General features: G+C 57.2%; 12 protein-coding genes and 1 rRNA gene. 5 read left to right on the forward strand and 8 right to left on the reverse strand.

Annotated elements, in window-relative coordinates; genetic code table 11:
- Nucleotides 1-1,063: ribosomal RNA gene (locus VFQ24_01480) — 23S ribosomal RNA — on the reverse strand; the annotation flags it as partial.
- A gap of 355 nt (nt 1,064-1,418) precedes the next feature.
- Here VFQ24_01480 and VFQ24_01485 point away from each other — a divergent pair.
- The 3 genes from VFQ24_01485 (at nt 1,419) to VFQ24_01495 (ending at nt 3,942) form a co-directional block, all read left to right on the forward strand.
- On the forward strand, nt 1,419-1,820 hold the full coding sequence (locus VFQ24_01485) for a hypothetical protein (protein ID HET9177011.1): 402 nt from the start codon (nt 1,419-1,421) through the stop codon (nt 1,818-1,820).
- 278 nt (nt 1,821-2,098) lie between these two features.
- Entirely contained in the window at nt 2,099-2,398 is a 300-nt protein-coding gene (locus VFQ24_01490; protein HET9177012.1) for a hypothetical protein, read from the forward strand.
- 119 nt (nt 2,399-2,517) lie between these two features.
- Nucleotides 2,518-3,942 carry an alkaline phosphatase family protein gene (locus VFQ24_01495; protein ID HET9177013.1) on the forward strand — a complete coding sequence of 475 codons (1,425 nt, stop codon included), beginning with the start codon at nt 2,518-2,520 and terminating at the stop codon, nt 3,940-3,942.
- Here VFQ24_01495 and VFQ24_01500 read toward each other — a convergent pair.
- The 5 genes from VFQ24_01500 to VFQ24_01520 form a co-directional block, all read right to left on the reverse strand.
- Nucleotides 3,939-4,619: a hypothetical protein gene (locus tag VFQ24_01500; protein ID HET9177014.1), complete on the reverse strand. Its 681-nt coding sequence runs from the start codon at nt 4,617-4,619 to the stop codon at nt 3,939-3,941. The genes VFQ24_01495 and VFQ24_01500 overlap by 4 nt on opposite strands.
- 230 nt (nt 4,620-4,849) lie before the next feature.
- Nucleotides 4,850-5,617 carry a sulfite exporter TauE/SafE family protein gene (locus tag VFQ24_01505; GenBank protein ID HET9177015.1) on the reverse strand — a complete coding sequence of 256 codons (768 nt, stop codon included), beginning with the start codon at nt 5,615-5,617 and terminating at the stop codon, nt 4,850-4,852.
- A 237-nt stretch (nt 5,618-5,854) separates the two neighbouring features.
- Nucleotides 5,855-7,381: an AsmA family protein gene (locus VFQ24_01510; GenBank protein HET9177016.1), complete on the reverse strand. Its 1,527-nt coding sequence runs from the start codon at nt 7,379-7,381 to the stop codon at nt 5,855-5,857.
- Nucleotides 7,382-7,480: 99 nt separating this feature from the next.
- Nucleotides 7,481-8,107, reverse strand: a complete 627-nt coding sequence (locus VFQ24_01515; GenBank protein HET9177017.1) for a hypothetical protein — start codon at nt 8,105-8,107, stop codon at nt 7,481-7,483.
- Entirely contained in the window at nt 8,104-8,802 is a 699-nt protein-coding gene (locus VFQ24_01520) for a class I SAM-dependent methyltransferase (GenBank protein ID HET9177018.1), read from the reverse strand. The genes VFQ24_01515 and VFQ24_01520 overlap by 4 nt, the downstream gene beginning before the upstream one ends.
- A 594-nt stretch (nt 8,803-9,396) precedes the next feature.
- On the opposite strand from VFQ24_01520, the gene VFQ24_01525 reads away from it, so the two are divergent.
- The gene (locus VFQ24_01525) at nt 9,397-9,981 is read left to right on the forward strand and encodes an ADP-ribosylation factor-like protein (protein HET9177019.1); all 585 of its coding nucleotides are present in this window, start codon (nt 9,397-9,399) and stop codon (nt 9,979-9,981) included.
- Between the two features lie 167 nt (nt 9,982-10,148).
- Here the strand turns inward: VFQ24_01525 and VFQ24_01530 are convergent, their stop codons facing one another.
- Nucleotides 10,149-11,636 (reverse strand): B12-binding domain-containing radical SAM protein, encoded by a 1,488-nt coding sequence (locus VFQ24_01530; protein ID HET9177020.1) that lies wholly within the window; start codon nt 11,634-11,636, stop codon nt 10,149-10,151.
- Nucleotides 11,637-11,882: 246 nt separating this feature from the next.
- Here VFQ24_01530 and VFQ24_01535 point away from each other — a divergent pair, with 246 nt between their 5' ends.
- On the forward strand, nt 11,883-13,130 hold the full coding sequence (locus tag VFQ24_01535; protein HET9177021.1) for an anion transporter: 1,248 nt from the start codon (nt 11,883-11,885) through the stop codon (nt 13,128-13,130).
- A 235-nt stretch (nt 13,131-13,365) separates the two neighbouring features.
- Here VFQ24_01535 and msrA read toward each other — a convergent pair whose 3' ends face one another.
- Nucleotides 13,366-13,839 carry a peptide-methionine (S)-S-oxide reductase MsrA gene (gene msrA / locus VFQ24_01540; protein HET9177022.1) on the reverse strand — a complete coding sequence of 158 codons (474 nt, stop codon included), beginning with the start codon at nt 13,837-13,839 and terminating at the stop codon, nt 13,366-13,368.
- Nucleotides 13,840-14,058: the final 219 nt, after the last annotated feature.

A 14,058-nucleotide genomic window follows, 5' to 3' on the forward strand; every position in this document is an offset into this window, starting at 1 on the left:
TAGACTTCGCGGCATTCAGAGTTTCGTTGGATTCGGTATCTGTTAACAGACCCTAGTCCATCGAGTACTTTACCACCGCGAGCAATCGTCCGAGGCTAGCCCTAAAGCTATTTCGAGGAGAACGAGCTATCACGGAATTTGATTAGCCTTTCACCCCTACCCTCAGTTCATCCGAGCTGTTTTCAACCAACACCGGTTCGGGCCTCCGGTCGCTGTTACGCGACTTTCACCCTGACCAAGGGTAGATCATCCCGCTTCGCGTCTATTGCCCGCCACTTGTCGCCCTGTTCAGACTCGCTTTCGCTACGGCTCGCTCCTCCCGCCGAGGCGGGAATCATTGCTTAACCTTGCGACGGACAATAACTAGCCGGCTCATTATGCAATAGGCACGCCGTCAGGCTTGCCCCGATGTTGCCACCGGGACGTGGCCCTTCGACTGCTTGTAGGCATACGGTTTCAGGTACTATTTCACTCCCCTCGCAGGGGTTCTTTTCACCTTTCCCTCACGGTACTTGTTCACTATCGGTCGCCAGCACGTATTTAGCCTTACGGGATGGTCCCCGTAGATTCCCGCGGGATTCCTCGTGTCCCGCGGTACTCAGGTACGCGCGCTAAAGTCCAGTCAGCTTTTACCTACGTGGTTATCACACTCTATGACCGGCTTTTCCAAGCCGTTCGGCTAGCCGCTGGATTGGTAACTCTATGGTTCTGCACCGGCGCGCGCCCTACAACCCCCAACCCTCCTTTGAAATCTCAAATTTCAAATCTGAAATTTCAAAGGAAGGCTGGGTTTGGGCTGTTCCGCTTTCGCTCGCCGCTACTAGCGGAATCGCTGTTGCTTTCTCTTCCTCCAGGTACTGAGATGGTTCACTTCCCTGGGTTTGCTCGCACCCGCCTATGGATTCAGCGGGCCGTGACTGGGTTTTGCCCAGTCGGGTTTCCCCATTCGGAAATCCCCGGGTCAATGGGTGCTTCCCCCTCACCGAGGCTTATCGCAGGTAGCCACGTCCTTCTTCGCCGTCTGGCGCCAAGGCATCCACCGTACGCCCTTAGTAGCTTGACCATAAAATCTGCTCAACACACAGAAAGCCATCAGTTTTCAGCCGTCAGCCTTTACTGAACGCTGATTGCTGAACGCTGAAAGCTCCGTTGCGCAGATTCGCCTTCGCTATACTCTGTCCGGATATCCGCCGGACAGTTGAGCACATGTAGACGTCGCACTATTCAGTTTTCAAAGATCGCTGAGTATCAGGCGGCAGCTTAAATGCTCCACCTGACCTCGTTTTCCAGACTGAGCGCCGAACTTCGTCCGGCGTTACTCTCAGATGCTGGGTTTCGCTCTTCAATGCGAAAAGCCGAACTCAGCACCCGCGATTCAACATCAAGGCCCTGCCGTCCATTGAAAAAAAGAGACGGCATTGCTTGCTCACTCCGAAGCCGACTTTTTGTTTGTTAAGGAATTTGAAACAGGCGGGAAATTCTCGGTTGCATGGACCCGGCGTGCTTCAAATCCCTATCCGAAAGTCTTCTGCGTATTGACCTCCGTTTGTGTGACCCGCAATGATGAGGAAGCTTCTGCCCCCACCTTCATTCTGGCAATTAATAATCCTACCGAAAACTACGTACGAACGCAAGCGGTTTTTTTAGCCACGGCAAGTTTTTCTTTGAGGACCGCTTCCAGTCTTCCGCTCATCACACCGCAACTCAATTATACCACCGCCCTGATATTGCAACAGCAGAATCGGGAGGTCTGTCGGATCGAGAAGGTCCCTGCGCGATGGCCGGAATTCCGCCGAATTTGCTTGACTTTCGTCGGCTAGCATGGTAGTCCTAATAACTGCTTCCCGGTAAGGCGCGGGGCCGGGGACACGTCTTGCCGAGGGGCGGGCAAAAACCTGCCAGGTTAAACAGCGAAATTGGCGGCCCAGGATCAGGGAAGGAAGCGCGGTGTTTGTGGCGCACGTTCCATCATTGGCCCGGTGTTCTTTCCGGTGGCGGGTGGCGAATGGGCGTCGGTAAAGATAGGAACTTTGCGAGGCAAACCAAGGCCATTTTCACTGCCAATTGTTGAGAGCAAAAACCAAAAAGAATACCTTTTTTGAAAAACGAACCGGAGAAGTTGCTGAAAACAAAGAAAAGTGGCCAAAAAACGAACCGGAACGAACCGGAAAACGAAGCGGAGAAGTTGTTGAAAACACGTAGCTGTGGGAAAAACGAACCGGAAACGAACCGGAAAACAAAGCTACCGATCTTATTGAAAACACTAGAGGGCGAAAATGGCCCAAAAGGAAATTTCAGAGCACAGTTTGGGACGACGTTGATTCAAACGCCCCCTCATGCTGGGCCTGTTTCGCCCTCCGTTTGCGAAGCGGCAGATTCCTCGCAGAGTTTACCTTGAGCCCCCTCGCAGTGCTCGGGACCGTTCGCAAAAGGAGGGCGAACGGGCTCGGAATGACACGGACGAAGGTCTCAGAGTGACTGCAGAGAGAAATCGAAATCTCACCGGGGACAGTCTTCATGCCGCAGGATATCGAACACGTCATCGTTCTGATGATGGAAAACCGCTCCTTCGATCACATGCTGGGCTGGCTGCAGGAGCCGGGCTATGACATTGATGGCCTGACGGGCGGAGAGTGGAACCCCATCGATCCCAGCGTGCCGCCAGGCCCGAACAACAAGGTTGTCGTGACCCGAAACGCTCAAGACGTTACGCCCCACGATCCTGGCCACGGGTTTCATGATGTCAATGTTCAGCTTTTCAGCAATCCCAGTGGTCCTCCGCCTTCCGATGCGATTGGCGCAAACAGGGGATTCATCTTCAACTACGCGCAACAAGATGACGTTACCCTCTCCACGGCGCCCGCCATCATGGATTGTTTCGATCCAGCCAATCTGCCGGTGCTCACGACGCTTGCCAAAGAATTTGCGGTGTGCAAGCGCTGGTATTCCTCGGTGCCCGGCCCCACCTGGCCCAATCGCTTCTTTGCGCATGCTGCAACGTCCAAAGGCTATCTGGACAACAGCCAGCTTCACAATTACGACATGCGGTCCATCTTTGAAAACCTGTCGGCGGCGGGCCGGACGTGGTCGAACTATTACCACGAAATTTCGCAGACCTGGGAACTCCAGCGTTTGGATACCGACGCGCTGCGAAACAATTTCAAGAGCTATGGCCAGTTCAGGAAAGATGCGAAGCAGGGAAAGCTGCCGAGCTATTCCTTTATTGAACCGAAATATTTCTGGTGGTTTGGCAGCGCCAATGACCAGCATCCGCCGCACGGCGTCAAAGCCGGCGAGGCGCTGATCGCGGACGTTTACCACTGCGTGCGGACGTCACCGCTGTGGGAAAAGTGCCTGCTGCTGATCGTTTACGATGAGCACGGCGGGTTCTATGACCATGTCCCGCCCACGGCGGCAACGCCGCCGGACAACTACCAATCTCAATTCAAGTTCGATCGGTACGGTGTGCGCGTTCCGGCCATTCTGATCTCTCCTTACATCGGGAAGGGAGCGATCGTCGGCGAAACCTTTGACCACGCCTCGGTCCCCGCTACGCTGAAGGAACTTTTTAAGCTCGATTCATTCCTGACCAGGCGTGATGAAGCAGCCAGGGCGTTTTCCGGTGTGGCTGACCTCGCAAGCGCCAGGGCCGACACGCCGGAGGACGTTTCAACTTCGGTCCACAGCAGAATTATCCAGGAAAGCCTGCGGGAGCCGAGCGTCGAGGAGATTTCGACGGCTGCTGGGACGGGGGTCGCATCTTCCGCGCCACTCACCAGCCTCCAGCGGAGCCTGATTGGCGTGGCGAACAGTCTTCCGACGGGCGAGGACCCCCAGCTTCGCGCGCACCGGACCGGCCGGCTGTTGCGCACCGAGTATGACGGCGCGCTGCACGTGCGGGACACCGTGGCAAGGTTTCTACACCACTTGAGCGGCCCTTAGGCGCTGGTTTCGACGGAGGCTCTGGCATGAGGTTGCCGTCGGACGACGGCGACATAAATTCCGCCGACGAGCGCGCCGAGCGTCATCGTATAGACGACCCACATGATGAGTTGCGGAGCCACGGCGATGTACAGATATTTCGTCCAGAAGGGAAGCTGGTCGAACGGCGGCAGCACGGCGTCATAATGGGTGCCCCAATGGCCCTGCATGGCGAAAAACATGACGATGACGACGGGGACGCGCGCCAGATAGGCATACGAAATCAGCGTCTGTGCCAGCTCGCGCCAGGGGAGATACTGAAGCGCGGCAGCCCCGACCATCAACAGCAGTCCCACCAGGATGCGGCCGCTAAAATGGACCACAGGGGCAAATGCAACCGTGGCGCCACAGAGAAGGACCACGAAACCCGCAAACGCAAACAGGATTGTCTTGGTGTGGCTTGCAGGCCTCAGGTTCCGGTCAAACAGTTTGACGGCGAAATAAGGGCCGAAGATGATGGGCAGCCAGCTTATGCCGATGATTGCGGCGCCACCTCCCTCGACCCGGCTGAACAGGATGCTTGACCAGTGCAACAACTCTCCGACGAGCCTGAGCAGGGTGACCCCCAGTGTGATCAGTGCCGGATACATGATCAGCCGGTTGATAGCCTTTTTCGTTGACGAATCCGTTTTGGGCATAGAGTGCCTCCTTTGGTCAGCTTGAGACGAACAGAGACGTGCAGGCCCGTTTCTGGGCAAGACCAGCCCGGGCGCCAATAGCGGGATTCTACTCGTCTTTTCTGCAGGCTGCCAGTGTATTTTTGATGGATAAGCGAATTGTAATCCCAAGCCCCGCACCCAAGCAGATGGGCTGTTGTGGCTGGCGACGGCGCTTGGCGAGGCGGTACGATAGAAAGCCGGGCCCGGCTTCAGAAGTAGCGCCAAAGGAAATAAAAGGACATGACCAGGCCAACGCAAACGATAAAAGTCCGAACGTGCGAGGGATTGAGTTTTTGGGCAAAATGCGCTCCGCCATAGCCACCGATCGCGGCCCCTGCCAGCATCACGACTGCCTGTGGCCAGTAGACGATTCGCGCCACGATGAAGGCAATGACGGCGACGAGGTTGATCATGGCCGCGAGGACGGTTTTCAATGCGTTCGTCGAGTGAATGTCCCCGAGCGGCAAAAAGGTCAAAAAAGCGAGCATGAGAATTCCAATCCCGCCACCGAAAAAACCTCCGTAAACTGCGATGGCAAACTGGATCGCGCTCAACCCGGCCATGGCTCTCCATGAGGGGTTGCCTGTTCCTTCGGCGTGCTTTGAACGGCTTGTTCCGCTCTTCCCGAATGCGAACAGCAGGGTGGCCCCGAGGAACAGGAAAGGTATCAGGCGCATAAAGGTGCGTTGCGGGGTGTGAAGCAGCAGATGGGCCCCGAAATATCCGCCGAGGGCGCTGACTAGGCACAGAGGCGCCAGGATCCGTGCGTTGCGAGGCATCTTCTTTCGATAGGCACCGGCGCTGGCGAGGATCCCGGGCCATAAAGCGATTGTGGATGTTGCATTGGCCTGTATGGGCGGAACGCCGGCAAAGATCAGGGCGGGAAATGAGAAGAACGTTCCACCGCCGGCGATCGAATTTTGAATACCCGCCGCAAGCGCCGCGAAGAACAGAAGAATGCCGTCAGATATGGTCATCAGATGATTCGGGTGTTATGGAAATGCAAGCCACAGACAAGAGGTCTATCATCGCACAGATTGCAACAATCGTGCTGATTCTGAAATTGAGCGAGGATGCATTAGCCTGGGTTCATCCCGGCGTAACCTGTAGCTCCAGTTGGATTGGCTGCGTGGCGCGATTGGAGGCTTGGAAATGCAATTTTATCTGGCCGGATGACGGCACAAGATTATCTCTCCGCCAAAATGGTGCCCCGATCATTTCGGAGGGTTCGTGGTTGACTTCTTTTTCTGGAACAGGTTCATAAGGTTCTGGATGGTGTTGCCGGCTGGGGATCCCTGTCCGCCGGCCGGAGCGGGCAGTCCACCCAGGACACCCTTTCCAGTCTTGAGAGAAAACCTGGGGTTGTCGAGCGTACCGTGCAGCTCAAATGGGAATGAGAGCTTGCCGTTGGCGAAGCTGGCGCCTGAAATATTGGCGACGAGATTGGTTAATTCGCCTTGCCGCGCCGGCACCAGGGCCGTTCCGGCATATTTCATCAGGTTGGATTTCGCGATGTCCAGCACGCCGGATGCATTCACGTTCACGTCCGTGCTCACGATTGCGATGCGCTGGCTGGCGAGTTGCTGGTTCGCAAGATTGAGGTCCGCCGAGATTGAGGAGAATGAAGCCGGATCGCCAGAGGTTGCTCCCACGCCCGCTATCCGGACCAGGACCAGCAGGTTCTTGTTCAGTTGCAGAGTGGGAAGCCTTCCGTCGCGAATGCTCACTTTGCCTGTGCCCCTAAGTCCGGCCAGCGGATCACTCGAATGGGCAGCTTCGCCCTGCAGATCGAGGTTCCCTTCCATGGTTCCCGACATCTTGCCGCGCGCCTCCGGGATGGTGTTGAGCAGTTGCGCCACGTCGATTTTCTGGAAAGAGGTCCGGGCGCTGAAGAGCGGATTTTCCTGCGAGAAGTCTGAAGCCGCGTCTCCCTTGACTGATCCGCCTGCCAGCTTCAGAGCGAGAGGGTCCAGATAAGCCTGCTTGGGGAAAACCTGGATGCCGGAGTCCACCGATGTTGCCTGGATGTTCCCAAATCGCAGGGAGTCCGCGTGAAACGAGCCGTGGGCGACCGATGGCGCCGGATTGTTGCTGGCGGGGACGATGCGCCCGCCGCTGGAAGGTCCTGAAGAAGAAGCTGGCGCGGAGAGGGCGTTGATGTTCACGTCGTGGAAGCGGCATGAGATTCCGCGCCCGTCGAAATAAGTGGGCCCCACAGCGCCGGAGGGCAGCAGGTTGGCGATCGTCACCTGGCCGTCGTCAATGTTGACCTGGGAAATGGCGCCCAGTGAAAAGCTGGGTCCGCCGTTTTGCGGCGCGCCGGGGTTCTTGCTGGCTGGAGTTGCAGGGTTCTCATAGTTCCATCTGCCTGCCGAATTGCTGAGCAGGTGGATTACAGGCCCTTTCACGAGCAGGGATTGAATGACGATCTGCCGATGCAAAAGCGGACCTGTCTCAAGCAGCGCATCGATTCGTTGCGCCTTGAAGAAGTCGCCGGGCGGAAAGCCTTTGGGATTCTCCAAAGCAAAGTCATCAACCTGGATGGCGATATGAGGAAAGAGGGTGAGATGCAGCCGCCCGATCCGGGCAGGCTTTCCAGTACTGCTCTCAAGCAGCGCCGCGACCTGAGGACGATAGCGGTTGACGTCCACCAGCGTGGGAACCACCAGCACACACAGTATTGCCAGCACCACTACAACGACAACGGCAGTCATCAAATACTTTCGACTGCGGGCAGACATGGCAACCTCCTGTTGCAGCTCCTCGAAAGACCCAGGCCCGTTGAGGGATGCTGCGACAGCCGGGCGTCGGGACAGTTCTGGCGGCCCAGCCCCCGCCGCTTAATGTTTTTTCTGTTCCTCGGAGCTGGTTGTGCCGGGTTGTTGAGGCGCCGGCTCGCGCGAGAACGCGGCCGAATAGTAATCAAAAAATGGTTTTTGAAGCGGCGCCATTTGAACGGTTTCGGTGAACCCATCCACGTCGCCGCGCTGGATGACACGCCGTGAAAGCCAGCCGGGAGGCGTCTGCGACCCTCCATCGGGAGTAAAGTCGATTTCAGCGCCCGCGACGGTGACCCGGTATCGACTCACAAAGCCTGTGCTGGCGTAAACGTCGAGCAGGAAGGAATCACCCGATGGCGCTCGGGATAGGATCCCAATGGAAGTTTCGTCATTCGCCGGAACTTCTTCTGTTGCGGCAAGCGACACCTGCTCCTTGAAAACCATCACGCGGTGGTCCAGGTCGTAGGCGACGGAAAGATGAATCTCGCCCTGGGGACTACGTTTGTCCATGCGGCCCGTCCAGTTGCCGACCATCCACTCGATGGAAGAAAAGTCTGGCTTGGGGGGCAGCGGAATTCGATAGGTGGACGGATGCTTGTCTCCCGCGGCGAGCAACGTCGATGATATGATGATCAGACCAACGATAATTGCCAACTTCGTTGAACGCCCGCCTGGAATGACTCTCATGAATGATGCCCCCTGTAAACGAAACCCATATGGCTCCGTTCATGAAGGAAGATGTGCGCCTCTGAAAGCCCGGAGCGCCCCAGCAAATCAGCCAGTTCATCCGGGGTGTAAGCGGCACGAACGGAATCCTCAAACAGCCTCTTCATGATGCCAGAATAATGGCGTCCGTACCAGCGGACATGCCAGGGATAGGCCAGGCGCGAAGGGCGGCGAAGATCTCGGAGCAGAATCGACCCGTCCGGTTTTATGACCCGCAACATCTCTCCCAGGACCCTTGCGGGGTCTGACAGGTGATGCAATACGGAATTGGAGAGAACGAAATCAAAGGCGCCGCCGGAGAAGGGAAGCCGATCGGCGCTGGCCTGCTGGAAGAAAACCCGGTTTTCCAGTCCCAGCTCGGCGGCCATTCTGCGCGCAGTCTCCACCATGTTCCGCGAACGGTCGAGTCCCACGACTGCCAGCCCGCGACAGCGGCGTGCAACCTTCAGAGCGATGTTGCCGGGCCCACAACCGACGTCCAGCAGGGACCCAGTGGGTTCGACGCCGGGCGGCGCGAGTGAAAGCACCCGGTCTACAAAAGTGTTGTCCAGCGCGTCAAGATGGTCCTGGCCGGCGGCCGAAGCGTACGCGGAAATATCATCCGCCGCGTTCATCACCTCCGGTTCTGGATTGCGGTTCATTTCAAGCCAGCGCATAACGAGAAATTATTCTAGCGCAAAGCGGACTCATCCGAACCAGATTAGGGCCATTCCTGTCTCGATCCATGCCGCCCATTTGATCTTTATCATATTGAAGCCGGCCTATGTTCAGCGGCGGCCTTATGTTTTGTTGCGCGGCGCGGACTGCGGGCGCTCCGTTCGCCAGAAAACAGAATTTCTCCTTGCATCCGGCGTTTGCGCTCTGGCATGATGGGGCGCAGAACAGGACCACATAATTGGACGTAGCTAGCCACCCCCGCAAGGGGGCAATGTCACGCGTTTGAGGGAGGACCGGGATTTATTGCCTGCCTTATGAACATCCCGGTTCCTTCCGTCTTCGCCGCTGAAACTTAACGAATCCGGACTCATCCTTCATCCACTCCCGTCGCGCGGCTGCTCCCTTTGTGGCGCACGCCGAGGCGCGAAGCGCAAATGCGCGAAAGTCCTTCCTGGTTTTGCCGATAAGTAATGGGTAAAGGGTTTCGCAGCCTGCACGGTGGCGTCTGGGATGCGTGGAAGAATCGCAAAAGAATTTGTGATGTGTTCCTCGGTGCACAGGCGCTGAAACTCAAGGGACAAGGACCGGCGAACGTGAGCTTTATCAATTTTGCTTCCCGTGAGATCCACTGCAAAGTCGTCTACTACGGGGCCGGATTGGGCGGCAAAACAACCAACTTGCAATGGATTTTTGAACGGACGGCGGCGAAGTCCGGGGGCAAGTTGCTGTCACTTGCGACGGAAACCGACCGGACCCTGTTTTTTGATTTCTTGCCGCTGGAACTGGGGACACTGCGTAGCTTTAGGACCAGGTTTCACCTTTATACCGTACCCGGCCAGGTCTTCTATGACGCCAGCCGAAAGCTGATCCTGCGTGGTGTGGACGGAGTGGTTTTTGTGGCCGACTCGCAGGAAGAACGCATGGAGGCAAACCGGGAAGCATTGAACAACCTGCAGACCAACCTGAAAGATCACGGCTACGACTTCTCTACCCTCCCTTATGTGCTTCAACTCAACAAGCGTGACCTGCCCAGCGCGCTTCCGATTGAAAAGCTCAAAGAATCGCTTCAGCTTAAGGGCGAGCCGGTGCTTGGCGCGGTGGCCGTCCAGGGCGTGGGAGTCTTCGAAACGCTTAAGGAAGTTGGTCGCCAGGTCCTCGCAGAACTCAAGGAGGGTTAGGGTAGCCCTGCCGCGTGGCAAGGTGACACCTCAAATTCCAACCGATTGTGAAGCAGTCTGAATTTCTCAGCAGGACCGCGAAGGCCATCTGTTTCGTTCATGGCTGACGGACCCTCCAAGTTCGAGGTCCCGGGCGTTTTGCCGCACAGCATGGCGTGCCGATCTCGTTAGACCTGGCTTTCAGACTGTACCGTTCCGGTCAATTCGAAGAAGTGATGTCCCATGATGGCCAGCGTCAGAGCTTTGTCCAGGTGCTGGCGGTGGCGCCGAACGGCCTGGGCCAGAAATTTCCAGTACTCCGTTCGATAGTTGCTGAGCAGGCCCTGCTTCCAGAATGACCGCCCGACCGCAAGAAAATCTGAAAGAACAATTGGCGTGCGGGTGGGCGTGCCCAATTGCGAAAGGAATGCCTGCACGCGATTGAAGTACTCGCGTGGATAGTAGATGGTTTCCAGGATCCTGCGATAGCCGTCAATCAGTTCCTGGGTGTCCATGCGGGGTATGAAATTCATGTCCAGCAGCGTGTTGCTTCCCAGGCTTTCCTTGAGAAGCCGCCCTTCCGCTTTCAACCGGCGCCACAGTTGGGTGTTCGGCAAAGCGCTCAGCAGTCCCACCATCGAGATGGGAATTGCCGCGTCCCGAATAAACTGGATCTGGCGCTCGAAGACGTCCGGAGGGTCGTTGTCAAACCCGACGATAAAGCCCGCCATCACTTCCATGCCGTAAGACTGCACCAGCTTGACGCTCTCCAGAAGGTCTTTGCGCAGGTTCTGGAACTTCGTCGTTTCCTTGAGGCTTTCCGCTACAGGAGTTTCAATACCCATGAAAACGCTGTTGAAGTGCGCGTCCCGCATGTACTCCAGCAGTTCCGTGTCTTCAGCCAGATTCAGCGAGGCTTCCGTGAGGAAGGAAAATGGATAACCCCGGTCGCGATTCCATCGAACCAGTTCCGGCAGCAGTTTCCTCACGTTCTTCTTGTTGCCAATGAAATTGTCATCTACCAGGAACACGCGGCCCCGCCAGCCCATGGCGTGAATTTGGTCCAGCTCAGCGAGAACCTGCTCGGGGGTTTTGGTGCGGGGCCTTCTTCCGTAGATCTCGATGATGTCGCAGAACTCGCAGGTGAAAGGGCATCCGCGGGAGTACTGGACAGCCATGGCGCTGTACTTTCGGAGGCTGAGGAGTCCGAGTTCCGGCTTGGGGACCAGCGTTAGATCCGGCAGAGCGGGAGCTTTGTAGTGCGCCCGGGCGTCGCCGGACTCGAGGTCCTGGGCCAGGGTGGCAATGAGTTCTTCGGCTTCGCCTTCCACCACGTGATCGGCTTCGTTGATATTGGGATCTTTGGTGCTGGCAATCGGGCCGCCCACCACCGTGCGCAGGCCGCGTGCCCTTGCCCGTGTAATGACCTTTTTCATTGACGGGCCCTGCACCATCATGCCGCTCAGGAACACCACGTCTGCCCACGCCAATTCTGAATCTTTGAGCGGGCGCACATTCAAATCCACCGCACGCTTCTGCCACGAGGAAGGCAGCATGGCGGCGACGGTCAGAAGACCCAGCGGCGGATAAGCCGAGCGTTTGCCTTGGAAGGGAAGCGCGTGCTTAAAGCTCCAGAAAGTATCTGGAAATTCAGGATAAATCAGTAAAGCTTTCATTCGACGGTTCCCAATCTCTGTGAGGTAGGATTCCTGGTGCCCGTTACTAAGCTCCAGTCTATCACAGCACATTCCTGTCCAAACAAGGAAAATCTGACCAAGCGGCCGGCATCTGGCAGTAGATTCGGTCCGGGCATCTTGTTCTGGCCCCGTGATGGTTTTGCGATCAAAATAGACCGTTCGGGCAGCGAACTGGCGGCCCCCAACACATTTTAAGGAGCACGCTTGCCTGTTCGTCCCTAACCTATGCCTCATCTACCTACCGCCGTGCTTCCAGAGATCCAGATATTTGCGGCCTATGCCGTTTTTCTGGGCAGCTATCTGGTGTTTGCCCTGGGCAAGTTTCCCGGCATGAAGATTGACCGCCCTGGAGCGGCTATCATCGGCGCGGTCCTGATGGTTGTTTTTGGGATTGTCCTGCCGCAAAACGCGCTTCACTTTATCGACTTCAGCACCATCGTATTGCTTTTCTCGATGATGCTCATCGTCGGACATCTTCGTTCGGCTGGATTTTTTGAGTGGACTACCGGGATGGTCCTGGTGCGGCTGAAACCGCATCACCTGCTGCCGACGGTCATTTTCACCTGTGGGCTTCTTTCTGCGTTCTTCGTGAACGACATCATCTGCCTCGTGATGGTTCCGTTCGTGCTTTCCGCCACCCGGAAAATGGGCGCCAAACCCCTACCCTACCTGCTGGCGGTGGCGACGGCCTCGAACATCGGCAGCGTGGCTACCATCACCGGGAATCCCCAGAACATGCTGATCGGATCGCTGTCCGGCATTGGCTACACTTCGTTCTTGTTCTATCTTGCGCCGATAGCCGTTGTTGGACTGCTGCTGGACTGGCTGGTCCTCCACGTGGCCTTCTCACGGGCGGGGATGGCCGACCCTTCTCCAGCGCCCGCCGTCGCGGTCCTGCCGCGAGACCGCTCATCCCTGGTCAAGCCGGGAATCGTCATCCTGATCGTCCTTGCCGGCTTTCTCGCAGGCGTCCCTCCGGCGGTGATGGCAGCACTGGGCGCCGCGATGATGCTGGTGACACGCACGCGCGATCCGCAGCAGGCCTACCGGCAAGTTGATTGGGGCATTCTGGTGTTCTTCGTGGGTCTTTTCATTATCGTGGGTGGAGCGGAAAAAGCCGGAATGGCGGACCTGCTTCTGAATTTTGCGCGCACCTGGAACCTGCAGGACCCGGGGATTTTTACGGTGGTCGTGGCCGCCCTCTCGAACCTGGTGAGCAATGTCCCAGCCGTCATGCTTCTTAAATCGGTCGTACCGGGCTTTGCGAACTCACACATGGGTTGGCTGGTCCTGGCGATGGCCAGCACGCTGGCGGGCAATCTGACCATCACCGGCTCCGTCGCCAACATCATTGTGGTTGAGCGCGCCGGGCCGGAAGTCCACATCGGCTTTCGCGACTACTTCCGCGTGGGTCTTCCTGTCACGCTGCTGACACTCGGCTTTGGCCTGCTGTGGTTGTGGTGCTTCAGGTAGGCGAGAGGGCGCAGAGCGAGGTTTTACTTTCTGGATGCTTCGTGGCCCGGCTCGAAGCCCGCGCACTGGATCACAGGCAGGCGCGGATAGCGGGCAAACCGGGGATCGCTTTCAGACCGCCGGCAGAGGTAGAAAGTGGTGCCGCGGCCCGACTGGACTAGCCGCACCCACAGGCATGTGCTGCACAACCCCACACGCTGATCCTCCAATTTAGGCGCCGCGCCTCGAGAATCCGTCACGGGATTGAGCAGTGGGACATCCCGCGCTTTTCGAGATATTGCTGGTGGTATTCTTCCGCGCGCCAGAAATCCTGCGCCGGAACAATCTGCGTCACGATCGGGCGTTTGTAAACACCGGCCTTCTCCAGTTCATCTTTGGAGGCGCGGGCTACGGTTTCCTGTTCTGGGCTGTGGAAAAAGATCACCGAACGATACTGTGTGCCGATGTCCGGTCCCTGCCGATTGAGCGAGGTGGGGTTATGGTTCTGCCAGAAGATCTTCAGCAACTCGCTGTATGAAACCACTGACGGATCGTATTCCACTTGGACAACCTCCGCGTGGCCAGTCTTGTCCGTGCAGACGTCCTCGTAAGTTGGATTCGTCAGCCTTCCTCCCATGTACCCGACCGCCGTCGAGGCCACGCCCTTTAGTTGTCGAAAAGTGGCTTCCACGCCCCAGAAGCACCCTGCGCCGAACGTTGCCTTCTCCATAAATTCCCTCTCGTCTCGAATGAACTCAACGGGCGTCCCAAGCCCTCGTTCATCAGTATTTACTTTCCGCAGCGGAAAAGCAAGACGGGCTGGGTAGGGCGTGTCCAGACGTCGCGGCCGGGTGGTGGTGACGTAAATTTGTGTGTGTAAAAGTGAGGAGGGTGTAAGTTGGTTTCGCCGAGCAAGCGGAACCAAATCCTTAGAAAAGGAGCTTACACC

The organism is Terriglobia bacterium (assembly GCA_035712365.1).
Taxonomy (GTDB): domain Bacteria; phylum Acidobacteriota; class Terriglobia; order UBA7540; family UBA7540; genus SCRD01.